The 26,173-nt window shown below is 73.5% G+C and carries 25 protein-coding genes; 20 read left to right on the top strand and 5 right to left on the bottom strand.

The annotated features are described in order from the left end of the window. The first annotated feature begins 54 nt into the window (after nt 1-54). The 4 genes from E2B92_RS22085 to E2B92_RS22070 all read left to right on the top strand — a co-directional run bounded on the left by E2B92_RS22085 (nt 55) and on the right by E2B92_RS22070 (nt 3,276). Nucleotides 55-816: an SAM-dependent methyltransferase gene (locus E2B92_RS22085; protein ID WP_126887204.1), complete on the top strand. Its 762-nt coding sequence runs from the start codon at nt 55-57 to the stop codon at nt 814-816. Nucleotides 817-908: 92 nt separating this feature from the next. Then, entirely contained in the window at nt 909-1,598 is a 690-nt protein-coding gene (locus E2B92_RS22080) for a StsF protein (protein WP_126887203.1), read from the top strand. Further along, nucleotides 1,595-2,587 (top strand): phosphotransferase family protein, encoded by a 993-nt coding sequence (locus E2B92_RS22075; protein WP_126887202.1) that lies wholly within the window; start codon nt 1,595-1,597, stop codon nt 2,585-2,587. Before E2B92_RS22080 ends, E2B92_RS22075 begins: the two co-directional genes overlap by 4 nt. A gap of 44 nt (nt 2,588-2,631) precedes the next feature. Further along, nucleotides 2,632-3,276, top strand: a complete 645-nt coding sequence (locus tag E2B92_RS22070; RefSeq protein ID WP_126887201.1) for an HAD family hydrolase — start codon at nt 2,632-2,634, stop codon at nt 3,274-3,276. A gap of 6 nt (nt 3,277-3,282) precedes the next feature. On the opposite strand, the gene E2B92_RS22065 is transcribed toward E2B92_RS22070, so the two are convergent. Next, entirely contained in the window at nt 3,283-4,557 is a 1,275-nt protein-coding gene (locus tag E2B92_RS22065) for a DegT/DnrJ/EryC1/StrS aminotransferase family protein (RefSeq protein ID WP_126887200.1), read from the bottom strand. A 242-nt stretch (nt 4,558-4,799) separates the two neighbouring features. On the opposite strand from E2B92_RS22065, the gene E2B92_RS22060 reads away from it, so the two are divergent. Together E2B92_RS22060 and E2B92_RS22055 are read left to right on the top strand one after the other, a co-directional pair. Next, the gene (locus E2B92_RS22060) at nt 4,800-6,320 is read left to right on the top strand and encodes a GMC family oxidoreductase (protein ID WP_126887199.1); all 1,521 of its coding nucleotides are present in this window, start codon (nt 4,800-4,802) and stop codon (nt 6,318-6,320) included. Between the two features lie 45 nt (nt 6,321-6,365). After that, entirely contained in the window at nt 6,366-7,601 is a 1,236-nt protein-coding gene (locus E2B92_RS22055) for a DegT/DnrJ/EryC1/StrS family aminotransferase (protein ID WP_133087656.1), read from the top strand. A gap of 95 nt (nt 7,602-7,696) precedes the next feature. Here the strand turns inward: E2B92_RS22055 and E2B92_RS22050 are convergent, their stop codons facing one another. Then, nucleotides 7,697-8,470: an inositol monophosphatase family protein gene (locus E2B92_RS22050; protein WP_133087655.1), complete on the bottom strand. Its 774-nt coding sequence runs from the start codon at nt 8,468-8,470 to the stop codon at nt 7,697-7,699. Nucleotides 8,471-8,599: 129 nt separating this feature from the next. On the opposite strand from E2B92_RS22050, the gene E2B92_RS22045 reads away from it, so the two are divergent. From E2B92_RS22045 to E2B92_RS22035, 3 genes are read left to right on the top strand one after another with little or no spacing between them, the layout of a single operon-like run. Then, nucleotides 8,600-9,532: a phosphotransferase gene (locus tag E2B92_RS22045; protein ID WP_126888040.1), complete on the top strand. Its 933-nt coding sequence runs from the start codon at nt 8,600-8,602 to the stop codon at nt 9,530-9,532. Nucleotides 9,533-9,587: 55 nt separating this feature from the next. Next, a complete protein-coding gene (locus tag E2B92_RS22040) occupies nt 9,588-10,640 on the top strand; it encodes an inosamine-phosphate amidinotransferase 1 (protein ID WP_126888041.1) in 1,053 nt (350 codons plus the stop codon). 14 nt (nt 10,641-10,654) lie between these two features. Further along, nucleotides 10,655-11,257 carry a dTDP-4-dehydrorhamnose 3,5-epimerase family protein gene (locus E2B92_RS22035; protein WP_126888042.1) on the top strand — a complete coding sequence of 201 codons (603 nt, stop codon included), beginning with the start codon at nt 10,655-10,657 and terminating at the stop codon, nt 11,255-11,257. Nucleotides 11,258-11,339: 82 nt separating this feature from the next. Here the strand turns inward: E2B92_RS22035 and rfbD are convergent, their stop codons facing one another. The 3 genes from rfbD to E2B92_RS22020 form a co-directional block, all read right to left on the bottom strand. Further along, nucleotides 11,340-12,254 (bottom strand): dTDP-4-dehydrorhamnose reductase, encoded by a 915-nt coding sequence (gene rfbD, locus E2B92_RS22030; RefSeq protein ID WP_126888043.1) that lies wholly within the window; start codon nt 12,252-12,254, stop codon nt 11,340-11,342. 96 nt (nt 12,255-12,350) lie between these two features. Then, the gene (gene rfbB / locus E2B92_RS22025) at nt 12,351-13,340 is read right to left on the bottom strand and encodes a dTDP-glucose 4,6-dehydratase (protein WP_126888044.1); all 990 of its coding nucleotides are present in this window, start codon (nt 13,338-13,340) and stop codon (nt 12,351-12,353) included. Between the two features lie 49 nt (nt 13,341-13,389). After that, complete coding sequence (locus E2B92_RS22020; RefSeq protein WP_126888045.1) at nt 13,390-14,457, bottom strand: glucose-1-phosphate thymidylyltransferase; 1,068 nt, start codon at nt 14,455-14,457, stop codon at nt 13,390-13,392. A gap of 648 nt (nt 14,458-15,105) precedes the next feature. Between E2B92_RS22020 and E2B92_RS22015 the strand changes: the two genes are divergently transcribed. The 11 genes from E2B92_RS22015 (at nt 15,106) to E2B92_RS21965 (ending at nt 26,173) form a co-directional block, all read left to right on the top strand. Then, a complete protein-coding gene (locus E2B92_RS22015) occupies nt 15,106-15,984 on the top strand; it encodes a streptomycin biosynthesis protein (RefSeq protein WP_443070296.1) in 879 nt (292 codons plus the stop codon). Nucleotides 15,985-16,148: 164 nt separating this feature from the next. Next, nucleotides 16,149-17,072 (top strand): APH(6)-I family aminoglycoside O-phosphotransferase, encoded by a 924-nt coding sequence (locus E2B92_RS22010; RefSeq protein WP_126888047.1) that lies wholly within the window; start codon nt 16,149-16,151, stop codon nt 17,070-17,072. A 584-nt stretch (nt 17,073-17,656) separates the two neighbouring features. Continuing rightward, nucleotides 17,657-18,703, top strand: a complete 1,047-nt coding sequence (locus E2B92_RS22000) for an inosamine-phosphate amidinotransferase 1 (protein ID WP_126888049.1) — start codon at nt 17,657-17,659, stop codon at nt 18,701-18,703. 40 nt (nt 18,704-18,743) lie between these two features. Continuing rightward, nucleotides 18,744-19,589, top strand: a complete 846-nt coding sequence (locus E2B92_RS21995) for a glycosyltransferase (protein WP_126888050.1) — start codon at nt 18,744-18,746, stop codon at nt 19,587-19,589. A 9-nt stretch (nt 19,590-19,598) separates the two neighbouring features. Beyond that, nucleotides 19,599-20,198, top strand: coding sequence for a streptomycin biosynthesis protein StrG (locus E2B92_RS21990; protein WP_125616796.1), 600 nt, complete (start codon nt 19,599-19,601; stop codon nt 20,196-20,198). Between the two features lie 40 nt (nt 20,199-20,238). Beyond that, complete coding sequence (locus tag E2B92_RS34170) at nt 20,239-20,586, top strand: hypothetical protein (protein ID WP_443070295.1); 348 nt, start codon at nt 20,239-20,241, stop codon at nt 20,584-20,586. A gap of 43 nt (nt 20,587-20,629) precedes the next feature. Then, nucleotides 20,630-21,388, top strand: coding sequence for a hypothetical protein (locus E2B92_RS21985; RefSeq protein ID WP_443070294.1), 759 nt, complete (start codon nt 20,630-20,632; stop codon nt 21,386-21,388). A gap of 18 nt (nt 21,389-21,406) precedes the next feature. Continuing rightward, on the top strand, nt 21,407-22,453 hold the full coding sequence (locus E2B92_RS21980; protein WP_133087654.1) for a Gfo/Idh/MocA family protein: 1,047 nt from the start codon (nt 21,407-21,409) through the stop codon (nt 22,451-22,453). Further along, nucleotides 22,450-23,841, top strand: coding sequence for an alkaline phosphatase (locus E2B92_RS21975; protein WP_126889462.1), 1,392 nt, complete (start codon nt 22,450-22,452; stop codon nt 23,839-23,841). The genes E2B92_RS21980 and E2B92_RS21975 overlap by 4 nt, the downstream gene beginning before the upstream one ends. Nucleotides 23,842-23,915: 74 nt before the next feature. Further along, entirely contained in the window at nt 23,916-25,058 is a 1,143-nt protein-coding gene (locus tag E2B92_RS21970) for a DegT/DnrJ/EryC1/StrS family aminotransferase (RefSeq protein ID WP_126889461.1), read from the top strand. A 161-nt stretch (nt 25,059-25,219) separates the two neighbouring features. Beyond that, on the top strand, nt 25,220-26,173 hold the full coding sequence (locus E2B92_RS21965) for an aldo/keto reductase (RefSeq protein ID WP_133087653.1): 954 nt from the start codon (nt 25,220-25,222) through the stop codon (nt 26,171-26,173).

Genomic DNA, 26,173 nt, shown 5'->3' with positions numbered 1-26,173 from the left:
GGCGGAGATTGAAATCGTTGCGGCGAATAAGGCTCCGGTCCTAGCCTGAGGAATATGAATCCAAGGAAGCCGCATGTGGACTGGGACGCCCTTTTCGGCGACGACTACGACTACTTCGATCTCCCCGATCTCACACCGGAACTGAGTGAGAAGGAAGCGTCGAGCATGGTCGCCCTCGGCGGATTCGAACCGGGAATGGACCTCCTGGACGCCCCCTGCGGCCACGGCCGGCACGCCAACGTCCTGGCCTCACGCGGCTATCGGGTGGTCGGCATCGACCGCGACGAGCGCTTTCTCGCGATGGCCCGCAGGGAGGCCGGGGAAATGGGGGTCCAGGTCGATTACCGGCACGTCGACCTGCGGGAGATGCCCTTCGAGGCGGAATTCGACGCGGCCGTCTCCTGGTACAGTTCCTTCGGCTACTTCGACGACGAGACGGACCGCGACATTCTCCGGCGCTACCGCCGCGCACTCCGTCCCGGCGGCCGTTTCCTGCTCGACATGCATTCCCCTTACCGGCACATTCCGAGCGTGCTCGCCAATCACGAGATGCACGTCGACATCCTGCGCCGGGGGACGGACATGGCCGTCGACATCCAGGAACTGGACGCCGAGGCGAGCCGCTACTACGCGGAGAAGATCACCATCCGCGACGGCAAGGCGGAGCGGGCCCGCTACAGCGTCCGCATGTTCACCGCCCCCGAGATCCTCGAGTGGTTCCGGGCCGCCGGCTTCTCCCACGCGCGGGTCATGAACGAGTCCGGCGGCACCTTCACCGTCAGCAGCCGCCGCCTGGTGGTCCTCGGCACCGCCTGAACCGCCCCCGCGCCCGTCCCCGCCGGGTCACGCGTGCCCGGCCCCGTCCCAGACAGCCCACCGTGACGACCATCCGCGAAAGAGGGGTTCCCTTGGACGTCCACTCCGCCCGGCCCGTGGCCTCGACCGGCCGGTTCCGCACCGACGCCGCCGACATCGGCACCGACGCCCTGCGCGCCCACTACTCCGCCCACCGCTGCGCCCAGATACCGCGGGTCACCGACGTCACCGAGCTCAAGGCGGCCGCCCTGTCGGCCTACCGGGAACTGGGCGACGACGTCGAGCTCGACGCCCAGGAGCACACCTTTGCCGACGGCGCGCTCGGCTACGGCTTCCGGCTGCGGCGCATCGACGCCAAGACCGACTCACCGGCCCGCGCCGCACGCGTCACCACCGTCCTGCGCGACCACGGCCTGCTCGACTGGGCCGAACACGCGGCACACCACCTGCTGCCCGTCGTCGACACCATCACCGGCCGCCAACTGCACTTCGAGCGGGTGTTCCTGCTGGTCTACCGCGAGGGCGACTACATCGGCCCGCACGGCGCCGAGGAGGACACCGACCTCGACCGGTTCAACCTCCAGTTCCCGCTCTGCTACAACACCGTCGGCTCCATGCGCGTCCTGCGCCAGGGCTTCCTGGAGCCGATGTACGACCGCGACGGCGACGCCCGCCTCCTCGGCCCGCGCATGTGGCACGAGGTGCCGCCCCTGCTCCGGCTGCCCGACGGCCCCGACCCGCTGCGCCTGGTCGTGTCGCTGCGCCTGAGGGCGCACGGATGACCGGCGTCACCACCGGCGCCGAACGCGCGGCGCGGGCCGCCGAGACCGCCGCCGTGGCCGCCGAGGTCTTCCGGCACCACGGCGCGGACTTCGCCGCCGCCCGCCGCGCGGCCGGCTGGACGAACGCCACCTGGCTGGGCGGCGGGCTCGCCGTACGCGTCGCCGGCTCCGCCGGAGCCCAGGACCTCGTCCGCGAGACCCGGCTGGCCGCCCTGCTGCCCCCCGAGGTGGGCTACCCGCAGGTCCTCGACTCCGGCGCGACCCGCGGCTTCGAGTGGGTCGTCACCCGGGAGATCGCCGCGACCAGCCTGGACGACGCCTGGAACACCCTGGACGGCGAACGGCGCGCGGCCGCGGCACGCCAACTGTGGGAGCGCGCCCGGGCGGTGCACCGGGTCGACCCGGCCGCCGCCGCGGCCGTCGCCCGGCCCCACAACCCCTTCTACGCCCGCTCCCCGGACGAGGCAGGGGCCGCCCTCCTGCGGCTGCACACGGCAGGGGTGCTCACCCGGGACGAACGCGCACGGCTGAGTGCCGCGCTCGACCGCCACTGGGCGGCCCTGCCCGACGCCCCCCGGGTGCTCAACCACGGCGACCTCTCCCCGGTCAACGCGCTGTGGGACGGCACCGACGTGGTGGCCCTGCTGGACTTCGAGTTCGCCGTCCTCGCCCCCGTACAACTCGACCTGAACGAACTGGTGAAGCTGGCCTTCGCGCCCCCGCCGGCCGGCGCCGGGCCGACCGCCCGCGAACGCGCCGCGCGGGCACTGCTCCAGGAGGCGGTGGCCGAACTGGCCCGGCCCCTGCTGCGCACCGACGCCGACGCCGACCTGCTGATCGGCCACTCCATCCAGCTCGAGACCTGGGGCCTGGAGCGCGAGCTGGCGAAGCCCGGCAGCAAGGACCACGAGGACTGGGAGCCGTACCGGATGCTCGTCGCCTGCGCGCACACCGACGGCGGTCATTACGCCCCCCTGCTGGGGCGCTGAGCCCGCGGGGCCGCCACCGGCCCCCCGGGGAAAGGGTCTGAGACATGATTCGAGCGCTGTTCGTGGACGCCGGCGGCGTGCTCTACAACAACATCAACGAGGAGACGGACTTCCTCGACCGGGTCGCCGACCGGTACGGCGTGGACCGCGCCGAACTCGCCCGGCGCGTCGAGGCGTCGGCACCCCGCTACGAGAGCGGCGCCCGCCATGTGCACCAGGTGCTGAGAAGCCTCGTCGCGGACGGAACGGGGCCACCGGCCGGCACCCACGAGGAGGCGCGGTGGCTGGACCGCGCGTACCTGGGCTCCGTCCGTGCCCACCGGGACAACTTCCGCGCCCTGCGCCGCCTGCGCGAGGAGCGGCCGGGCCTGACCACCGTCCTCACCAACAACGAGGCCGAGCACTGGGACCGTCTGAAGGACGCCGCCCACGGGCACTTCGCCCTGTTCGACGCGCTGTACTCGTCCTGGCGCGTGGGCCGTGTGAAGCCGGCGCTGTCGTTCTTCACCGAGGCCCTGCGGGGATGCCGGGTGGCGGCCGCCGAGACGCTGCTCGTCGACGACCGCGTCACGGTGCTGCGGGTGGGGGCGGAACTGGGGATGCGCACGCTGCACGTGTCCACCCCCGAGGTCCTCGCCGAGCGGCTCGGCCCGGCGATCCGCGGGGACGTGCTGCCTTCCGTGCCGTGACCCCGCTCAGTGCGGGATCTCCCGGACGTTGTCCATGACCTTGCGGAACGCCCGGGCGATGTCGTCGATGGCGTCGAGCGGGGCCAGCAGCACCTCGTGTCCGAAGCTCACCACGCTCTCGTGGACGCGCTTGGCGACCGGGAGGTCGAACCGCGCCGGGTCCACCCGCTCCAGGTAGCGCGTGTCCGTGGCGAACCGCCGGCGCGAGGCGGGCCGGTGCAGCGGATTGTCGTTCAGCGGCCGGTGGGTCAGCATCACCGGGAAGCCCAGCTCGGCGGTGAGCGCCCGGGCGATCCGCTCCACCGGCGCCACCGCCAGCACCTCGTCGGGCAGCCGCACCATGTAGCGGTAGTAGGCCCGGGCGGTGGTCCCGGGAGAGGTGTCCTGCACCGTCATCCCCATGTCGGCGAGCCGGCCGGTCAGATGGTCGGCGGCACGCACCCGGCGGGCGTTCTGCCCGTCGAGCAGGGCGAGCTGGTCCAGCAGCACCGCCGCGTGGAACTCCGACAGGCAGGCGTTGCTGCCCATCAGCCGGCCGGTCTCCTCCAGCTCCATCTCGCCCACACCCACCGGTTCGCGGCGCAGCACCCGCCCGTCCGCCCGCAGGTGCTCCGCGCGGTTGGCTATCTCCGCGTCGTCGGTCACCAGCGCCCCGCCCTCGCCGCAGGTCAGCAACTTGCTGCCCTGCATGCTGAACACCCCGGCCGCACCGAACGCACCCACCGGCCAGTCGCCGTAACCGGCGCCGTGCGCGTGCGCGCAGTCCTCGATCAGGGGCAGACCGTGCCGCTGGGCGATGTCCAGCAGCGAGTCCAGGTCCGCCACGGCCGAGTACGCGTGCACCACGGTGATGGCCCGCGTCCGCTCCGTGATCGCCGACTCCACGGCCGCCGGATCGAGGCAGTACGTGGCCGGATCGACGTCCACCAGCACCGGTACGGCGTTGATGCCGAGCACGGCCGACGCGGACGCCACCCAGCTCAGCCCGGGCACGATCACCTCGTCCCCGGCCCCCACCCCGCACGCCTCCAGCGCGATGGCCAGCGAGGCGGTGCCCGTCGCCACCGGCACGCACATCGCCGAACGGCAGTAGTCCGCGAATGCGGCCGCGAATTGACGCTCGTACGACTGCCGCCCCTGATAAGCGCAACTGATGGTCCAACGGCCGCTGGTCAATACGTCCTCGAGGCTTTTCAGTGCCCGTTCGCCCGGCTGTGGCCAACGGGGCCACTCCCGCTCCGTCAGACGCGGTCCACCGGAGATCGCCAGTGCATTTCCCATGATTGCCCTCGCTTTCGAGAATGCGACGGATGGGCATCGGAATTTACGCACCCCCACCAGCCGTACGCCACAGTGCGTACGGAGCGCACAGTACGCCCGGACCACCGCGAACTCCCGGCCGTGTTCGACCGGGGAAGGCACGCAGTCGAACGGGATGGGTACGCTGCGGCGAACCGGCCGCCCGGATATCAGGTCGCCTCTTCACGGCCGGAGGCGGGAAAGCACCAGGCGAGGAGTCAGAGATGTCCGGCAATCCCCCGTCGCAGCACGCATCGGCCGTCTCCCGTGCCGGGGGAGCGGACCCCCGGGGACCTCTCCCGCGGCACGCCCGGACGGTGATCGTCGGCGGCGGCCTCGCGGGCGTCGAACTCGCCGCCGCGCTGGCCGGCCACGGCGCCGAGGACGTCCTGCTGCTGGAGGCGGGTCCCGGCGAGGACCTGACCCACATCCACCTGACGCACCCGCGCGGGGCCGCCACCGAGGTCGTCTTCGCGCCGGAGCGCGACCCGCACTTCCACCGGCCCTGGCGGTCCGACGCGCCCCCGCACTACACCGGCATCTCCGGGCTGCGGCGCCGGCTCGGCGGCCGGTCCCTGTACTGGCACGGCGTCGTCCTGCCGCTGGAGGACTGGGCGCTGCGCACGCCCGCGTGGCCCGCGGAGGTCGTGGCCGACCTGACCACCACCGCCGGAGGGCCGTCCTGGTACGACCGGGTCACCGCGGACCTGACCGCCTGGAGCGGTGGCGTGCTGTGGGACCCCGCGCAGCCCGCCCGGACCCCGTTCGGCGGCCGGGAGTTCCGCCCGCTGCCCCGGGCCTGCCGGCACCTGCCCGGCACCGGCCGCTGGGAGGCGTACACCGCGCTGGCAGCCTGGCGCGGGCCCGGCGGCCGCCCCGCCCCGCCCCCCGGCGTCCGGGTGCGCTGCGACACCGACGTGCTCGCCGTGGACGTGCGGGACGGCCGGGCCCGCGGGGTCCTGGTCCGCGCCGCCGACGGCACCACGGCGACGGTCGCCGCCGACACCGTGGTGCTGTGCGCGGGCACCGTGGAGAGCACCCGGCTGGCCGCGCTCGCCCTCACCGAGGCGGGCGCCCTGCGCGCCCCCCGGCTGGGCGGCCTCGCCGACCACATCGTGCAGGGCTTCGTGGTCCGGCTGCCCGCCGGCGGGCTGCCCGCACCCGGCTCGTACCACCTGCCCGCGGACCCCGCGCTCCGCTCCTACCTGCGGATGGACGTGTACGACGAGGGGCACGGCGAGGCGCTGCTGGACGTACGGGTCACCGGCGAGCAACTCCCCAACGAGGACAGCGTGGTGGAGTGCCGGCCGTCCGCCGGACAGCCCTGGCGGGCGCACGTCCGCACCGCACTGCTGCCCGAGGACCGCAAGATGATCGGCGGCCAGCGCGACCTGCTGCGCGACTTCTGGGCGGCGGCCGCCCGGGACGTGGGACTGCCCGCCGCACCACTGGAGTTCACCGGCTTCGGCGACGTCGGCCGCGACAACACCCGGGTGCTGCCCGACCACACCCGCGGCCAGGCCACCGGCCGGCCCGAGACCTGGGCGAGCCTGCTCGGCACCGAGGACCACGAGGGCGGCAGCCTGCCGCTCGGCCGGCTGCTCGACGCGCGCCAGGCCTTCCCCGCGCTGCCCGGCCTGTACGCCGCCGGGCCGGCCGTGTTCCCCCGCCTGGGCGCCGCCAACCCGTCCTTGACCACCATCGCGCTGTCCCGTCGGCTCGCCGCCCTGCTCGCGGCCGGCTGACACCGCACCCCCGGACCACCGGGCGACACCCAGGGAGGAACCACAGTGCCGGGACCGGGCTACCGCTTCTTCGGCGACGAGGAACGCGCCAATGTGATGGCCGTGCTCGACCGCTGGTACGCGGGCCGAGAGGCGTTCGACGACCCCGGCGAGGGGGAGTGGGTCCGCCGCTTCGAACGGGCGGCGGCCGAGCGCTTCGGCGCCGCCCACTGCCTCGGCGTCAACAGCGGGACCTCCGCGCTCGTCGCGGCCCTCGTGGGCCTCGGCATCGGACCGGGTGACGAGGTCATCGTCCCCGGCTACATGTTCGTCGCCTCGATCGCCGCGGTACTGCACTGCGGTGCCGACGCCGTGCTCGCCGAGATCGACGAGTCCCTCACCCTGGACCCCGCCGACGTACGGGCCAGGATCACCCCCCGCACCCGGGCGATCATGCCCGTGCACATGCTGGGCGCCCCCTCGGACATGGACGCGCTGCGCGCCCTCGCCGACGAACACGGCCTGCTCCTGCTGGAGGACTGCGCCCAGAGCGCCGGCGGCAGCCACCGGGGCCGCCCGCTCGGCACGCTGGGAAGCGCCGGCACCTTCTCCCTCAACCACTACAAGGTCATCACCTCGCTCCAGGGCGGGTTCGTGCTCACCGACGACCCGCTGGTCTTCCAGCGGGCCTACTCCTTCCACGACCAGGGCTGGTTCCCCTACCGCCAGGACAGCGGCCGGGGCGACCTCCTGCTCGGCATGAACCTGGGGCTCGGCGAACTGCACGCCGCCGTGGCGCTCGCCCAGCTCGGCAAGCTCGACCGCGTCCTCGGCCGGGTCCGCGACGTCAAACAGCGGCTCGTCCGGGCCGTCGGCGACCTGCCCGGAGTGCGCCGCAGGCACCTGCACGACCCCGAGGGGGAGTGCGGCACGACCGCCGTGTACGTCTTCGACGACGCCGCGCACGCCCGGGACGTCGCCGCCCGGCTCGGCACCCGGACGCTCCTCGACTCGCCGACGCACTACTACGGCGGGCTGCCCGCGCTCACCGCGTTCGGCCGCGGCGACCGTTCCACCGTGCCCTTCCGCGCCCCCGGCGGCCGCCCCGCCCCGCACGCGTTCGAGCCCGGCGCCCTGCCCCGCACCGACAGCGTCCTCGCGCGTTCCCTCGCCCTGGCGACCGGCGTCTCCGACAGCTACCTCGGCCCCGGATTCGGCGTCCACCCCGGCTCCTCGGACGCGGAGATCGACCGCGCGGCGGACACCTTCCGCCGCGCGGTCAAGGGCGAGGCGCTGACCTGACCGGTGCGGACCGCGCGGGACCGGCCGGCGGCGGCGCCGGCCGGTGGACTCACACCCCGCCGGCCGCTGGCTTCACACCCCGCCGGCCGGTGGCCTCACACCCCCGCCCCCCGCAGGAGCCCGGCCAGCCCGTCCGCGACGCCCTCCGCCGCGTACACCAGCCAGCGCCCGTCCAGTCGGCCGCCGCCGCACAGGTCGTCGACGCGCCCCCCGGCCTCCCGCACCAGCAGGGCGGCCGGGGCGCGGTCCCAGACGTGGCCGCCCTCGTCCACCACCGCGTCGGCCCGGCCCTCCAGCAGATCCGCGACCAGGCACACCGGGGACTGAACCCACCGCACCTGGTCGCGCAGCGGCTCGACGGGGGAACCCGGCATCAGGAACCCGCCCACCCGGGCCTCGGCCGGCGGCACGGCCGCCCCGGGAACGCGCAGCCGACGTGCCGCCGACAGCGGCTGCCCATCGGTGGACGCGAACGCCCCACGGCCCCGGACCGCCCACCACCGGACACCCTCGGTGGGCCGGCTCAGCACGGCGACCCGCAGCTCACCGCCGACCTCCAGCGCCACATGGGTGCCCCAGTCGCGCGCCCCGGCCAGGAACGGGATCGTCCCGTCGATGGGGTCCAGGATCCAGCGGCGCCGGGACGCGGTCCTCAGCGCGCCGCACTCCTCGCTCAGCACCCCGTCCCCGGGCCGTTCCGCCGCCAGCACCGCCAGCATCGCCCGCTCCACGGCGAGGTCGGCCTCGCTGACCGGGCTGCCGTCGCTCTTGTGCCGCGCGGCCGGCCGCCGTCCGAAGAATCCCAGCGCCAATTCGCCCGCCAGGTCGGCGAGTCGGTGCGCCAGCAGTACGTCACTGTCATTCTCCATCGGGCCACCATATCCACGGACGCATTACCGGCGGCGCGGCCGCATTCCCCACCGCCAATGTCCGTCCCCGGACCGTTGAACACCCGCGCGGAATAGGACCCGTGGCCGCTCCCGGTGTTAGCCTCTGGCATGCTCTTGGAGAACAAGCTCGTGGATCGCCGGAGCCTCCTCCGGCTTGTCGAGGAGAACTTCCAGGAATACATACCGAGCGGCCGGGAATTACCCGAGCCGGAATTCTTCCCGCTCGGCGAGGACAGTTGGTCCTACCGCTGCGGACCCCTGTGGATCAGTGTCCGCCGCGACCTGGACGGGCATTTCCCCGGGGCGTACGAAGTGGCGCTCCTGCTGCGCGAGAGCGGCAAGGAGTACGTGCTCGCCCCGCTCCCCGGACGGGACGGACGCGTGGTGCACCGGATCGCCGACCTTCCCGTCGTGGTCTTCCCGTACGTGGAGCGTGCCACCGCCTCCGCCGTCCCGCCCACCCGTGCACAACTGGAGCTGCTGATGCGGCAGTTGCGGGACGTGCACGCCTTCGAGCCGCCCGCCGGCCGGCACGTCGACGTACCCACCGAGGACTTCCGCTTCCCCTTCGAGAACGACCTCGACAAGGCGCTGGAGGCGGCGCTGCACGGCGGCGCCGCGGAGTGCGGCCCCTACGGCGGCCGGCTGGCCGACCTGGTGGCCCGCAGGTGGGACCACCTCACCGCGCTGCGCGACGAGGCCGCGCGGGTGGCCGCCCGGTGCACCGCGCGGTGGCGCGGCGAACGCCCTGCGCTGACCCACGGCGACCCCAGCACGGCGAACGTCCTGTTCGGACACGGCGTGGACATCATCGACTGGGGCGGGGCGATGTGGGCCCCGCCGGAACGCGACTGGGCCGCCCTGACCCGGGTGTTCGGCGCCGCCCCCGAGGGCCGATCGGTGTTCCTGCGCTTCTACGAACTGCGCTGGACGCTCGCCGAGATCGCCGAGTACGCCGGCCGCTTCACCGGCCCCCACACCGGGGACGCCGACGACGACGCCATGTGGGGCCGGCTGGCCCGCTACCTCCCCGCCGCCTGAAAGCCCGTCCACCGCCGCAAGCGTCCCGTGACCGACTCGTCCCGGAGGGTTGGCCGTGAGCCTGGTCAGTGTCCACAACGAATGGGACCCGCTGGAGGAGGCCGTCGTCGGCACCGCCCTCGGCGCCCGGGTGCCGGTCGCCGACCGGAGCCTGCTCGCCGTCGAGTACGCCGAGTACGCCGGGCCCGGCCGCTGGCAGGACGTACCCACGGGCCCCTACCCGGACCGGGTGGTCAAGGAGACCGAGGACGAACTGGAGGAGCTGTGCGAGGAGTTGCGGGGTCTCGGTGTGACCGTCCGCCGCCCCCGCGCCCGCGACCACGCCGCCCGTGTGCGGACCCCCGACTGGGAGAGCGACGGCTACCACGACTACTGCCCCCGCGACGGGCTGCTCACCGTCGGGAACACCGTCATCGAGACCCCGATGGCACTGCGTGCGCGATGGCTGGAGTCGTCGGCCTACCGGGAGCTGCTGATGGAGTACTTCACCAGCGGCAGCAGATGGGTGTCCGCGCCCAAGCCCCGCCTCGCCGACGCGATGTACGACCCGGCCGCGCCCCCCGGCGAGCGGCTGCGCGAACGGGAGCCGGTGTTCGACGCGGCCAATGTGCTGCGGCTCGGCACCGACCTGCTGTACCTGGTCTCCGACAGCGGCAACGAACTGGGCGCCCGCTGGCTCCAGTCGGCCCTCGGCGAGACGTACACCGTCCACCCCTGCCGCGGCCTGTACTCCTCCACCCACATCGACTCCACCCTCGTCCCCCTGCGACCGGGCCTCGTCCTGGTCAACCCCGCCAGGGTGAGAGAGGACAACCTGCCCCCAGTGCTGCGCTCCTGGGAGCGGATCGAGTGCCCCGAACTCATCGGCCTCGGCTACGCCGGGGACGTACCGCACTGCTCCCCGTGGATCGGGATGAGCCTGCTGGTGCTCCGGCCGGGCCTGGTCGTCGTGGACCGCAGGCAGCTCGGGCTGATGCGGGTGCTGGAACGGCACGGCGTGGACGTCCTGCCGCTGCGGCTGACCCATGCCCGGATGCTCGGCGGGGGCTTCCACGGCGTCACCCTCGACGTCCGCAGGACCGGAACCCTCGAGACCTACCGCTTCTGACGAGAGGAGGGCGGATGCGTCCGCTCAGTGTGGACGGTGCCTGGCTGGCCGAGACCCGTGCGTTCGCCGACGACCGGGGCGAGTTCCAGGAGCTGTACAGCGGCCGGGAGCTGAGCGGAGTGCTCGGCTACGAACCCGGCGTCGCCCAGGTCAACCGGTCCGTCTCGCGGCGCGGCGTGCTGCGGGGCGTGCACTTCGCCCAGGTCCCGCCCGGCCAGGCCAAGTACGTCACCTGTCTCAGCGGTGCCGTGCTCGACGTGGTCGTCGACCTCCGCGTCGGCTCGCCCACCTACCGTGCCTGGGACGCCGTCCGCCTCGACGACCCGCACCGCAGCCTGTACGTCGAGGCCGGCCTCGGCCACGCGTTCATGGCGCTCACCGACGACGCCGTCGTCGTCTACCTCACCTCGCGGGGCTACGCCCCCGGGCGGGAGCACGGCGTGCACCCGCTCGACCCCGACCTCGGCATCGCGTGGCCCGGTGACATCGAGCCGGTGCTCTCGCACAAGGACCGGCAGGCGCCCGGCATCGCGGAGATGGAGCGGCGCGGCCTGCTGCCGGCGTACGAGGAGTGCGTGGCCTTCCACCGCTCCCTGCGCGAGCGGTCCGTGGCCTGAGCGCACGACAGGACGGCCCACCGGTGAAATCCCACCGGTGGGCCGTCGTCGTCCGCGTGCGCCCCCGGCCGGGAGCGGCACCTCACCGCCGGGGCACCGCCGAACGGCCCACCGCACCGCGGAGCGTGGGGAACGCCTCCGTCAGCGCGGCGCGCCAGTCCCGCAACGGCTCCAGGCCCGCCTCCCGCCAGCGCGGCTGGTCCAGCACGCTGTAGCCGGGCCGCGTGGCCGGCCGGGCCAGCGCCCGGCTGGTGGTGGGACGGACCCGGTCGGGATCGGCGCCGAGCAGCCGGAACGTCTCGCGGGCCAGGGCGTACCAGGTGGTGCCGCCCGTGTTGGTCGCGTGGTAGACACCGGCGGGCGCCGCCCCGGCGAGCGCCGCCGAGCCCAGCGCCGCCAGCCGGTCGGCGAGGTCGGCGGTCCAGGTCGGCTGGCCGTGCTGGTCGTCCACCACGCGCACGGTGTCCCGCTCGGCCTCCAGACGGATCATCGTGGCCACGAAGTTGGGCCCGCCCGCCCCGTACAGCCAGGCGGTGCGGACCACGTAGCCGGCCTCGGGCAGGATGCTCAGCACCGCCCGTTCCCCGGCCCGCTTGGTGAAGCCGTACACCGTGCGCGGCGCGGTGGGGTCGTCCTCCCGGTAGGGCCGCACGGCCGAACCGGCGAACACGTAGTCGGTGGAGAGCTGGAGCAGGACGGCGTCCAGCGCGCGGCAGGCCGACGCGAGATGGCGCGGTCCGTCACCGTTCACCGCCATGGCCCGCGACGGCTCCGACTCCGCCGCGTCGACCGCGGTCCACGCCGCGCAGTTGACCACCACCGCCGGCCGGTGGCGTGCCAGCGCGTCGCGCACGGCCGCGCCGTCCGTGATGTCCAGGGCGCCGCGGCCGAGCGCGGTCACCGCCGCACCCCGGCGCAGCAGCAGGGAGGTGAGTTCGCGCCCCAGCATGCCGGACGCACCGGTGACGAGCCAGCGCGGGCGAGGGTACGGGGACATGGTGTCGGTCTCCGGGGGGTGCGCGCCCGGCGTCGGGCGGAGGGAACCCAGGGCGTGTCCTTCGGATCGTGCCGGGCGCGACCCGGAAGACACGTCCTAGGCGGGCAGCGAGCCGGCCGGGAGCAGCGGCTCCCACCAGGAGCGGTTCGTCCGGTACCAGGCGACCGTGGCGGCCAGCCCCTCGGCCAGGCCGGTGGCCGGCGCGAAGCCCAGTTCCCGCCGTATCCGGGTGGAGTCCACCGAGTAGCGCCGGTCGTGCCCCTTGCGGTCCTCGACGTGCACCACGCTGCTCCAGTCGGCACCGCACGCCTCGAGGAGCAGCCCCACCAGCTCCCTGTTGCTCAGTGTGGTGCCCCCTCCGATGTTGTACACCCGGCCGGCGCGGCCGCGGGTGCGGACCGCCTCGATGCCCCGTACGTGGTCGTCGACGTGCAGCCACTCGCGCACGTGCAGCCCGTCCCCGTACAGCGGCACCCGGTGCCCGTCCATCAGCAGGGTGATGAAGCGGGGGACCAGTTTCTCCGGGAACTGGTGGGGCCCGTAGTTGTTGGAGCAGCGGGTCACCCGCACGTCCAGGCCGTGGCTGACGTGGTGGGCCAGCACCAGCAGGTCGGCGGACGCCTTGGAGGCGGAGTAGGGGCTGTTGGGCCGCAGTGGTTCGTCCTCGGTCCACGAGCCGTGCTCGATGGACCCGTAGACCTCGTCGGTGGACACCTGGACGAACGGCGCCGCCCCGTGCCGCCGGGCCGCGTCCAGCAGCGTCTGGGTGCCGTGCACATTGGTGCGTACGAAGGCGGAGGCGTCGATCAGCGAGCGGTCCACGTGGGACTCGGCGGCGAAGTGCACGACCTGGTCCTGGCCGGCCATCACCCGGTCGACCAGCGCCGCGTCGCAGATGTCGCCGTGCACGAACCGGTACCGGGGGTGGTCGCGCACGGTCGCCAGGTTGGCCGGATTGCCGGCGTAGCTCAGGGCGTCCAGCACGGTCACCACCACGTCGGGCGGGCCGTCGGGGCCGAGCAGGGTGCGGACGTAGTGGGAACCGATGAAACCGGCTCCGCCGGTGACGAGCAGATGTGTGGTCATGGGAACGGGCTTCCGCCTTCCGGTCGCAACGGGTCGGGGTCAGGAGGCATCAGGAGGAGATCTGCGCCTTGCTGTGGTCGCCGAGCACGAGGCGGTGGGCGTGCGGCACCGGCGGCGCGGACGTCACCCGCACATGGCGGCCGATGAGCGACGCCTCGATGCGCCGCACCCCGCTGATGGAGGCGCCGCGCAGCACGATGGAGAACTCGACCTCGCTGTCCTCCACCAGGCAGTCCTCGGCGATGGAGGTGAACGGCCCCACGTACGAGCCGGCCACGACCGCGCCCGCACCGATCACGGCGGGGCCCACCACACGGGAGTTGCGCACCTCGGCGCCCTCCTCGACCCGGACGCGCCCGATGAGGTCGCTGTGCTCGTCCACCAGGCCGTCGCAGCGCGGCTCGGTCGCCTCCAGCACGAGCCGGTTCACCTCCAGCATGTCGGCCACGTTGCCGGTGTCCTTCCAGTAGCCGGTGATCTGCGTGGAGCGCACGTCCCGGCCGGCGTCGATCAGCCACTGCACCGCGTCGGTGATCTCCAACTCGCCGCGCCACGACGGCTTGACGGCCCGCACGGCCTCGTGGATGGCGGGGGAGAAGAGGTACACCCCGACCAGGGCCAGGTCGCTCCTGGGGTGGGCGGGCTTCTCCTCCAGCCCGCACACCCGCCCCGCGGCGTCGAGTTCGGCCACGCCGAAGGACCGGGGGTCGGACACATGGGTGAGCAGCAGATGTGCGTCCGGCCGGGCGGCGCGGAAGTCCCGGATGGGTCCCTCGATCCCCCCCACCACGAAGTTGTCGCCGAGATACATGATGAAGTCGTCCTCGCCCAGGTAATCGCGGGCCACCAGGACGGCGTGCGCGAGTCCCAGGGGTTTCGGCTGCGGTATGTAACTCACGTCGAGACCGAATTTCGAGCCGTCCCCCACGGCGTCGGTGATTTCCCCGAAGGTGTCGCCGACGACAATACCGACATCGGTGATGCCGGCCGCGGCGATCGCCTCCAGCCCGTAGAACAGGACGGGTTTGTTGGCCACCGGCACCAACTGCTTCGCGGACGTGTGCGTGATGGGCCTCAGGCGCGTGCCCGCTCCGCCGGCCAGTACGAGCGCTTTCATGTCGTTCTCCCTGTGTGGTCTTGGGAACACGGGGGCGTGGGAACACGGTGCGTGGCGCTGTCGCGGGAGAGGCCGCGCCGCCGGACAGCGGCGGAGGCGGCGGACGGTGTGACGTTTTCCCGCCGCGCGATCAATCCTTTTGCGTTAAGACTGCGTTGACGGGGACGGCCGATTGATCGTCGGCAGTGGCCGGAAAGGAGCGCATGGCCCGTGCCGTCGTCCCCGTGACCCTGTCCGGCACCCCCTGTCCTGCCGGTCTGCCGTGCGGCGACGGTGCCCGCGCCGGTGAGTGACCTGCCTATCCCGGGGTCGCCTTTCGGCCGCTTAGGGTTACTTTACTTAAACGTTCATGGATGCTAAGCATATGCCGGGTGAAAGAGAGAAGGCCCTGACCCGTGCTGCCGTGAATGCCCGGCGACCAAAGGATAGGTAATGGAGCCTGTTTTAGGTAACAGCCCTGTTCAAGCGCGTGACCAGCCAATGGGGTGCCTGGGAGAATCCGACGAGAACAGCTTCCAATTGTCCGACGTGGTCATGGTGCCGATCGATTCGCTCCGGGCCTCCGACTCCCCCCGCAGCTCCGGCGAGGATGCCGAGCACATTCGTACTCTCGCAGAATCCGGAGCGGAACTTCCCCCCATTGTGGTGATGCGGTCCACGCTGCGGGTCATCGACGGCATGCACCGGCTGCGGGCCGCCGGACTCCGCGGTGCCACCGAGATCGCGGTCCGGTACTTCGAGGGGGAGGAGAAAGAAGCATTCGTCCTCGCGGTCAAGGCGAACATCGCCCACGGCCTGCCGCTCTCCCTCGACGACCGAAAGGCCGCCGCGAGCCGCATCCTCACGAGCCATCCGCTCTGGTCCGACCGGGCCATCGGACGGGCCACCGGCCTTTCGGCGAAAACGGTGGCGACCCTGCGGTCCTGTTCGACCGCGGGAGTTACACAGTCGAACGTACGGGTCGGCCGTGACGGGCGGACCCGCCCCCTGGACGCCACCGAGGGACGGCAGTTGGCCGGCCGGCTCATCCAGGAGAACCCCACGGCGCCACTGCGCCAGATCGCCGCCCAGGCCGGGGTGTCCCTGGGCACCGCCTCCGACGTCCGCAAGCGGCTGCGCCGGGGCGAGAGCCCGCTGCCCGGACGTGACCGCGTACGGGAGAGGCCGGCCGCCGCCGAACAGCCACCGGCCCGTACCGAACGGGCCGAGGAGACCGTCCCCTCACGGGCTCTGATGCTGCGTCACCTCAGCCGCGACCCGTCCATACGGTTCACCGAGGACGGCCGGGTACTGCTGCGCTGGCTCAACGTGGTGGCCGTCCGCAGCCAGGACTGGGACCGGCTGCTCGGCAACGTGCCACCGCACCGCGCCGAAGTCATCGCCGAACTCGCCCGGGGCTGCGCCGAGATATGGCAGCGCGTCGCCGAACAGCTCGAACGGGCCGACGCCGACAGGTCCGACGAGCCGGCCCCCGGCGCCACCGACGGCGACACCGGCGCCCCCCTGCACCGGGCCGGCCTGCGGTGACGCACCCGGGCACGGCCACCGACGGCGCCCCCGAGAACCCCGGCCCCGCGGCCGGCCGCGCGCACACCGCGCCCCCCTGGTAGACCGCCCGGTCCCGCCGGCGGGACCCGCTCGGGTCACCGCGGCCGGGCCGCGGCGGGCAACTCCCCTCGAAGGAAAGACCGATGAGTACGCCGGAAACGATCGAAGTCCCCGACGCCCTGGCCGCGTCCCTGACGAGAAACGGTGGTGAGGAGGAACGGGCCTGGATCGCCGCCCTGCCCGCCCTGGTCGCGCGACTGCTCGGCCGGTGGGACCTGGAGCGGGACGGCGGCGTCGCCTCCGGCGAGGCCTCGCTCGTCGTGCCCGTACGGCGCGCCGACGGCACCCGCGCCGCGCTCAAGCTCCAGATGCCCCGGGAGGAGACGACCGCCGCGCTGACCGGGCTGCGCGCCTGGAACGGCAACGGCGTCGTACGGCTGCTGGACCACGACCCGGTGAGCAGCGCCATGCTGCTGGAACGCCTGGACGCCTCGCGCACCCTGGCGTCCGTCGAGGACGACGACGCGGCCATGCGTACCCTCGCCGGGCTGCTGGCCAGGCTGCACTCCGTCCCGGCCCCCGACGGGCTGCGCGGCCTCGGAGGGATCGCCCGCGAGATGCTGGAGGCCGTGCCCGGGGCCGTCGGCTCGCTCACGGACCCCGCCGACCGGCAGCGCCTGCGAAGCTGGGCGTCGGCCGTCACCGAGCTGGTCGGCGAGCCGGGGGACCGGATGCTGCACTGGGACCTGCACTACGACAACGTGCTGGCCGCCGAGCGCGAGCCATGGCTGGCCATCGACCCCGAACCCCTGGCCGGTGACCCGGGCTTCGACCTGTGGCCCGCGCTGGACACGGGCTGGGAGAAGCTCGAGGCGGCCGGGGACCCCCAGCGGGTGGTCCGCCGGCGCTTCGACCTGCTGACCGAGGCGCTGGGACTGGACCGCGAGCGCGCGGCCAACTGGACCCTGGGCCGGCTGCTCCAGAACACGCTGTGGGACATCGAGGACGGGCGCACCACGATCGACCCGTCGCAGACCGCCGTGGCCGACGCGCTGTCGCGCCGCTGACCCGGCACACACCCCACGGCGCACGGGCCGCACGAGCCGGCCGTACACCGCTGAACGCGACGCGCACCCACCCGGGCGCGCGTCGCGTTCTTCGCGTTGCCCGGACGCCCGGACGCCCGGACGCCCGGACGCCCGGACGCCCGGATGCCTGGATGCCCGGACGCCCGGACGCCCGGTGTCCGGGCACAGGAGCGCGCCGCGGGGGAAAGCGCAGGTGGCGCGCTCGTCCACGACGGCGCGGGGCGGCAGCGGACACAGTCGCGGATCGAGGCGGTGATTGTTAGCCTTCAGGCGGTCCGGTGGTCCGGGCGGCACCGCTGAGGAACGTCGCACCGGAATCCCGCGCGGTCCCCCCGAGCGGGGCCCGAACGCCCACCGGCACGTCGAGGCCGTTCCCGCCGTCCTTCCCGTACCTCCCGCCGTACGCCGTGCCCGCCGGGCCGTTCCCGGCGGCCGGCACACGTCCCGGCCCGCCTCCCGTGCACCGCCGCGCCCCCGGGCCCGGCGGACCACGCCGCGGGCCGGCCCGCGCCGCACCGGCCACCGGTCGTCATACCCCCCTGCCCATCCACGTGAGGAGTGTCATGAGCCTTGTCAGCGTGCACAACGAATGGGACCCGCTGGAGGAGATCATCGTCGGCACGGCGGTGGGCGCCCGCGTCCCCCGCGCCGACCGCAGCGTCTTCGCGGTGGAGTACGCGAGCGAGTACGACAGCCAGGACCAGGTCCCCTCCGGCGCGTACCCGGACCGGGTGCTGAAGGAGACCGAGGAGGAACTCCACATCCTGGTGGAGGAGCTGACCAAGCTCGGCGTCACGGTGCGCCGGCCCCAGGCCCGCGACAACGCCGCACTGATCAGGACCCCCGACTGGGAGACGGACGGCTTCCACGACTACTGCCCCCGCGACGGCCTGCTGTCCATCGGCCGGACCGTCATCGAGACCCCGATGGCGCTGCGCGCCCGCTTCCTGGAGTCGCTCGCCTACAAGGACATCCTGCTGGACTACTTCGCCAGCGGCGCCCGGTGGCTGTCGGCGCCCAAGCCGCGGCTGACCGACGCCTCCTACGCCCCGCAGGCCCCGGCCGGTGAGCGGCTGACCGACGTGGAGCCGGTGTTCGACGCCGCCAACGTGCTGCGCTTCGGCACCGACCTGCTCTACCTGGTGTCCGACAGCGGCAACGAACTCGGCGCCAAGTGGCTCCAGTCGGCGGTCGGCGACACCTACACCGTGCACCCCTGCCGGGGGCTGTACGCGTCCACGCACGTCGACTCCACCATCGTGCCGCTGCGGCCCGGACTCGTGCTGATCAACCCCTCGCGGGTGAACGACGCGAACATGCCCGACTTCCTGCGGTCGTGGGAGACCATCACCTGCCCCGAGCTGGTGGACATCGGCTTCACCGGCGACAAGCCCCACTGCTCGGTGTGGATCGGCATGAACCTGCTGGTGGTGCGGCCCGACCTGGCCGTGGTGGACCGCCGGCAGACCGGGCTGATCAAGCTGCTGGAGAAGCACGGGATGGACGTGCTGCCGCTCCAGCTCACCCACTCGCGCACCCTCGGCGGCGGCTTCCACTGCGCCACGCTCGACGTCCGCCGCACCGGCTCGCTGGAGACCTACCGGTTCTGATGTCCCGCCACGTCCACTACCGCCAAGGGAGGTTGACCACGTGATCGGTTACGGCGTCTGCGTAGGCCCGGGCAATCTGTTCGAGCGCATCTGCCTGCCGGGGATCGAGCGCGTCCGGACACCGGGCAGCCCGGTGTTCACCATGCGCAACCAGCGTTCACTGTTCTCGGCGTACAACGCCATGTTCGACCAGGCGGCCGCCAACTCCGACATCACCGGACTGGTGATGCTCCACGACGACGTCGAGCTGCGGAAGAACCCGGCCGAGGTGGCACAGCCGGTCTTCGAGGACGACTCCGTCGGGATGCTCGGCTCGGTCGGCGGCTCCGACACCGTCTCGCTGGCCTGGTGGAACGAGAAGGAGACCCGGCGCGGCCGGGTCACCGACTACGACAAGGTCCACGACTACGGGTCGGACCGCTACGAGGTCCACGCCGTGGACGACGTCATCCTGTGCGTCAACCGCTGGACCATCGAGAACATCCGCTTCCCCGAGGGGCACTACCGCGGCTTCGAGGGGCTCGGCGTCATCCTCGCCACCCTGATCCGCGCCGCCGGCAAGCGCGTGATCGTCCAGGACCTCCAGGACGTCATGCACCACAACGACGGCCGCGGTTTCAACGGTCTGAAGGACTGGCGCCACAACGAACTGCGCTGGCAGCGCGAGTTCTTCGACCTCAGCCCGCTCGAACGGGTGGGCAACCACCTGGAGCGGCTCACCATCCCCACCATCCCCCTGCGGCTCGCCGCCCGCCGGCTGGCGGTACGCGCGGCCGGCCGGGCCCACGAGGTCAGCGACGGGGAGACGGGCGACCCGGTGATCGACGAACTGGTCGGCGGCTGGTACCGGCGGTGCAAGCGCCTGCGCGGCCGCATGCTGGTGTGAGGAGAACACATGGCCAAGTACACACGGCTCCGCTACGACGTGACCCGGATCCCCCTCGCCGACCTCGTGCGCGAGGTGCTGAAAGTGGACGACCTGGAGGGCCTCGCGGCCAGCGAGTGGCTCGCCACCCGGGAGACCGACCAGAGCACGCCGTACCACAAGCAGTTCTACGACAACTTCGACATCGTCTCGCCCACCTACCGCATGCTGGCACGGCACCTGCTCGGCGACACCGTCGACGACATCTACCTCCAGCGCGTGCCCACCTTCCGCGTGCACCTGCGCAACTCCGTCGCCGTGGGCTCCTGGCACCGCGACCGCGACTTCGGGCATGACCCGGCGGAGGTCAACTACTGGGTGCCGCTCACCCGGGCCTTCGGCAACAACACCCTGTGGATCGACAACGAGCCGGTGCACGCCGAGTACGGCGAGGTCATCGTCTTCGACGGCGCCAACTCCTGGCACGGGAACGTCGTCAACGACACCGAGAGCAGCCGGGTCAGCATCGACTTCCGCACGCTGCCCCGGTCCGCGTACCAGCCCAACGGCAAGAAATCCGTCTCCTTCGGACTGCCCTTCCTGCTCGGCCAGTACTGGGACGTCGTCTGAACCTCGGCCGGCTCCCGCGCCACGACGAAATGGCCCCGACATGGTGATGACCTCCGAACCGACCGGGAACCCCCCGGGCGCCACACGCCCAGCGGAGTCCCTGACGCACCTCGACCACCGCTTCCGGGAGTTCCTGGCCGGTCTCCCGGACGACCGCCCCCCGTGGTTCTGCTTCTTCTCCTCCGGCCTGCTGCACGTCGTCCACCACTTCCTACGCTTCGTTCCCGAGCCGCTGAACTGCGTCTTCGTGTGCTCCGCGCTCAGCGCCGAGGAGATCGCGCTGCGCGACCGCATGAGCGGTGGCCTGCCCGTCTTCGACATGGACGACCGGGTGGGCAGCCACGAGATCTTCGAGCTGCTGCTGCGCAACACGGACCGGCCGTTCTAGAAGCTTCTGCTTCGTCACCGACACCGACTGGTTCGACCGCTGCATGGACGGACTGGAGCCGGGCGTGGCGGTCAGCGGCCCGCTCAGCTACGGCCCCATCCCTCTGGCCGCGCCGCCCTTCCTGGCACTGGACCCCCGGGTCCGCCCCGACATCGAGCGCGCCATCGGCGGCCCCGTCACGCCCGCCGCGTACGCGTACGTCCCCCCGGGGCCGGAGAAGGAGATCGACGGCGCGACGGTGCGGCTCATCGAGCCGCACCACGAGCGGGCGCTGGCCCGGGTGATGGCCCTGGAGGGTCCCCGGCTGCCGTTCCCGCAGGGCGGGGTGGTGGACGTCCTCGACGACGGCCGGGAGGTGCGCAGCCACGAGCGCCATCACCACCTCCACAACGGCAACGAGGTGATCCGCGTCGTCTTCGACGGGCTGATGTTCTACCAGCTGATGGCCCTGGCCGCGGGACTGCGGATCGCCCACTTCCACCAGTTCCCGGGCACCAAGGTCTTCGCCCCCCAACTGGTCCACGCCGGCGGCATCTCCTACTGGCATCGGCTGCGGCCCAGCGAGATCGCCGCGGGCATCCACGAGCTGCCCTGGTCGGCGCACGTCGACGCCCTGCTGCTGGAGGACTTCAACAAGCGGCCGGACGCCCCCGCGGGCTACCGCGCCCGCAGCACCCGGCTCGCCGCCAGTCTGCGCCAGTCCGCAGCCGACCTGGCGGGGCTGCGCGAGGAACTGCGCGCCAAGCTCACCTCCTCCGGCGTGGACGTGACCGACCCCCGCTGGGCCGCCGTACTCGACTGAGCGTTACGGAGACTTTCGATGAGAGTGGGAATCGTCGGGGCCGGCCGCATGGGCCGGCTGCACGCCCGTACGCTCCTGGAGCTTCCCGACCCACCGGCCCTGGTGGTCCACGACGTCGACCCCGACGGCGCCCACCAACTGGCCCGCGCCCTGGCGGAGGAGACTGGGGCCCGCGTGACGGTACGGCCGGCACTCGCGGAGGTCGTCGCCGGCGTGGACGCGCTGGTCGTGGCCACCCCGGCGACCCAGCGGCGGGCCCCGCTGCTGGCCGCGGCACGGGCGGGCGTGCCGGTGTTCTGCGAGAAGCCGCTGACCGCCGACGTGGCCGAGGCCCGCGAACTGGCCGGGGTCCTCGCCCACGCCCCACTGCACGTCGGCTTCCAGCGGCGCTGCGACCCCGCCTACCGGGCACTGCGCGAGCGGATCGCCTCGGGCCGGCTCGGCCGCGTCCTTCTCGTGCGGTGCACCGCCTTCGACCACCACCCGCCGGCCGGCGCGTACGAGCGGACGGCCGGCGACATCTTCACCGACTGCCTCATCCACGACATCGACGCCGTGCACTGGCTGACCGGACAGCCCACCGTGGCCGTCCAGGCCGACGGGGCACGGCTGCTGGGCGGCGCCGGGTACGACGTGGCCACGGCCGCCCTGACCCTCGCCGACGGCGCCCGCGCGGTGCTCACCGCGTCCCGGCTCGACCCGCACGGGTACGACCACCGCGTCGAGGTGCTGGGCACCGAGGGCTCGTACGCGGTCGGGCTCGACGCGCGGACCCCGCTGCGCCTGCTCGGCCAGGACGGCACCGGCTGCCCGCCCGCCCCCGGTGAGCACCCCCCGTACCAGGACTTCACCGACCGCTTCGCGACCGCGTACCGGCAGGAGATCGGTGACTTCGTCGACATGGTGACGCGGGGTGCCCCCAGCCCCTGCACCGCCGAGGAGGCGCTGCGCGCGCAGGAGGTGGCCGCGGCCGCCGGCCGGGCCGCCGCGACCGGCACCCGTGTCGTCCTGGACCCGGCACCGGCCGCCGGCGCGGCCACGCCCGTGGGGGGCAGGGCCGGATGAGCCGCACGTCCACCCACCGGGGACGCCGCTGGGCGCGGCGCTGCGCCGCCCTGGCCACGGCCCTGCTGGTCCTCGTCACCCTGCCCGCCGCCTCCACCGCCGACGGGGCGGGCGGAGCGGACCGGGACCGCGGACGGGCAAAGACCGTCCCGGGCCGCGCACCGGCGGACAACGTCATCCTGCTCATCGGCGACGGCATGGGCGACGCGGAGATCACCGCGGCGCGCGACTACTCCGTCGGCGCGGCGGGCCGGCTCGCCCTGGACACACTGGCCACCACCGGGCGGCGCACCACCTTCTCCGTGGACGAGCGGGGCCGGCCGGTCTACGTCACCGACTCCGCCGCCGGCGCCACCGCCTGGGCCACGGGCCGGCGGACCGTCAACGGACGGGTCTCCAAGACCCCCGGCACCAACCGGCCGCTGCCCACGCTGCTGGAGAAGGCCCGCCGCCACGGCTACGCGACGGGCAGCGTGACCACCGCCTCGGTCGCCGACGCGACCCCCGCCGCCCTGACGGCCCACGTCACGGACCGGTCCTGCAAGGGCCCCGCCGACATGGCCGAGTGCCCGGCGGACACCCGGGCGGCCGGCGGCGCCGGCTCCGTCGTCGAGCAGACGGTCGCCGCCCGCCCCGACGTCCTCCTCGGCGGCGGGGCCGACCACTTCGCACAGACCGTCACGGACGGCCCGTACCGCGGCCGTACGGTGCTGGAGCAGGCCCGCGCGGCCGGCTACCAGGTGGTGCGCGACCGGGCGGAACTGGCGGCGGCCCGCACCGACCGGCCCGTGCTCGGGCTGTTCGCGCCCGACTACCTGCCCGTGGAGTGGACCGGGGCACCGGCCGCGCCCGGCGGCACCGCGCCGCAGCGGTGCGCCGTCCGCAACCCCGCCCGGCCCGGCGGCACACCCACCCTGGCCGAGTCCACCCGTGCCGCGCTCGGCCAGTTGACGGCCCGCCGCGACCGGGCCACCGGCAAGGGCTTCCTCCTCCAGGTCGAAGGCGCCTCGATCGACGACCGGGCGCACGAGGCCGACCCCTGCGGGCAGATCGGCGAGACCCTGGCCTTCGACAGGGCCGTCGCGGTCGCCCTCGCGTACGCCGCACACCACCCCCGCACCCTCGTGATCGTCACCGCCGACCACGGCCACGCGACCCAGATCCTGCCCGACGACGCCCGGCCGGCCGGGCTGTCCACCACGCTCGTCACCGACGAGGGCGGCCGGATGCTGCTCGGGTACGCCACCGCCGGACCCGGCGGGACGCAGGAGCACACCGGCGTCACCGTGCCGGTCGCCGCCCGCGGCCCGCTCGCGCACCGCGTCCTCGGCCTCCGCGGCAACACCGAGCTGTTCGGCACCGTGTGCGCGGCGCTCGGACTGCGGTGAACCCGCGCCCGCCCCCTGACCCTTCCCGAACGTTCCCTTCCGAACCGACAGCCTCCGAACCGAAAGGTCACACCTTGAGCTCCTTCCAGGAATTACCGCGGTGGCCCCAGCTCACGGACGACGACATCGAGGCGGCGGTGGCGGCCCTGCGCTCCAACCGCCTGGTGGGGCAGGGCAACAAGACCGTCGAGGAATTCGAGGCGGCCCTGGCCGCCGGACAGGGCGTGGAGCACGCGGTCGCGGTGTCCACCGGCACGGCGGCCGTGCACCTCGCGCTGCACGTCCTGGACGTCGGGCCCGGCGACGAGGTCATCGTGCCCGCCCACACCTTCATCGGCTCGGCGAGCCCCGTCGTGTACCTCGGCGCCCGCCCGGTCTTCGCCGACGTCACACCGGACACCCACTGCCTGGACCCCGACTCGGTGAAGTCGCTGATCACCGACCGGACCAAGGCCATCGTGGTCGTCCACATCAACGGCATCGCCGCCGACATGGCCGCCCTGACCGCCGTCGCCGCCGAGGCGGGCGTCCCGGTCGTCGAGGACGCGGCGCAGGCGCTGGGCACCGAGATCGGCGGCCGGCCCATCGGCGGCTTCGGCGACCTCGCCTGCGTCAGCCTCTTCGAGCAGAAGGTGATCACCTCGGGCGGCGAGGGCGGTGCCGTGCTCACCGACAACCCGGACCACGCGGCGCGGCTGCGCCGCCTGCGCAGCCACGGCGAGGGCCCCATCGAGGGCCGCCCCGGCATGATCTGGGCGCACGAGGTCGGCTACAACTACCGCCTCACCTCGGTCCAGGCCGCCATCGGCCTGGCCCAGCACAAGCGGCTCGGCGAGATGGTCGAGGCCCGCCGCCGCAACGCCGCCCGCCTCTCGGAGCGGCTGGCCGGTGTCGAGGGCCTGGAACTGCCGGTGGAGCCGGAGGGCACCACCCACGCGTTCTGGAAGTACGCGGTGCGCGTGGCGCCGGGCGGCGGCCGCCGCCCCGCCGGCGAGATCGCGGCCGACCTCCGCTCGCGAGGCGTCCCGGTGCTGCTGCGCTACCCGTTCCCGCTGCACAAGCAGCCCGCGTTCGCCGGACACGAGGGCGTCTCCCTGCCGGTCGCCGAGCGGCTGTCCCAGGAACTGCTGGCGCTGCCGTCCCACCCGGGGCTCACCGAGGGGCACCTGGACCACATCGCCGACGAGGTCCGCCGGGCCGTCGCCGTCACGGCGTGACCCGCGTCCCGTCCACCGCACCGGCCGCGTACGTCACGGCGTGACCCGCGCCCCCGTCCGCCGACGGGACCGACGGGCGCCGCACCCGCCGCACCGGCCGTGTACCGGCGCGGTGCGGCGCCCGCCGACCCCCGACGACACCGACACACCAGGAGAGCCACATGACCACCGCCCCCCGGCCCGCCTCCGCCCCGCCCCCCGGCCCCGAGGGCCCGCCGCTGCTCCTCGGCACCTCCGCCTTCGGCCAGAACGAACGCGGCTTCCCCGTCTTCGACGCCTACTGGGAGGGCGGCGGCCGCGCCTTCGACACCGCCTGGCTCTACGGCCACGCCTACGGCCCCGGCTGCTGCGAGCGCACCTTCGGCGCCTGGGCCCGGTCGCGCGGCGTCGAGAAGGACGTCTGGGTGCTGGCCAAGGGCGCGCACACCCCGGAGTGCCTGCCCGACCGCGTCGAACCCCAACTGACCGAGAGCTTCGAGCGCATGGGCCGCGACGACGCCGCGCTCTACATGCTCCACCGCGACAACACCGACGTCCCCGTCGGGGAGTTCGTCACCGTTCTCGCCGGCCTCGTGGACCGCGGCCTCATCGGCGCGTACGGCATGTCCAACTGGACCCTCGCACGGGTCGTCGAGGCCGTCGCCTACGCCCGCGAGCACGGCCTGCCACTGCCCGCCGGCGTCTCCAACCAGTACAGCCTGATCGACATGGTCCACCCCATCTACCCCGGCACCGTGACCTCCAACGACCCCGCCTGGCGCGACTGGCTCGCCGAAGGGACCGTCCGGCTGTACCCCTGGGCGAGCCAGGGCCGCGGCGCGCACGCGCTCGCCGACCCCGACGAGCTGCGCACCGGTCCGCTCGCGGAGAGCTGGTACAGCGAGACCAACGCCGCCCGAATCCACCGCGCACGCCTGCTCGCCGGGCGCACGGGGATCTCCGCCACCGGCATCGCCCTCGCCTGGACCCTCTCCCAGCCCTTCCCGGTCGTCGCCCTCATCGGACCCCGGCTGCCCGAGGAGGTCCGCGACTCCCTGGCCGCCGCGGCCCACCGGCTCACCGACGCCGAGCGCGACTGGCTGGAGACCGGCGAGGGTGACCTCCCGGACCGCTGA

The organism is Streptomyces sp. WAC05374, from assembly GCF_004353505.1.
In the GTDB taxonomy this organism is placed as follows: Bacteria; Actinomycetota; Actinomycetes; order Streptomycetales; family Streptomycetaceae; genus Streptomyces.
The sequence above is the reverse complement of the archived record's forward strand: the minus strand, read 5'-3'. Positions and strand labels throughout refer to the sequence as shown.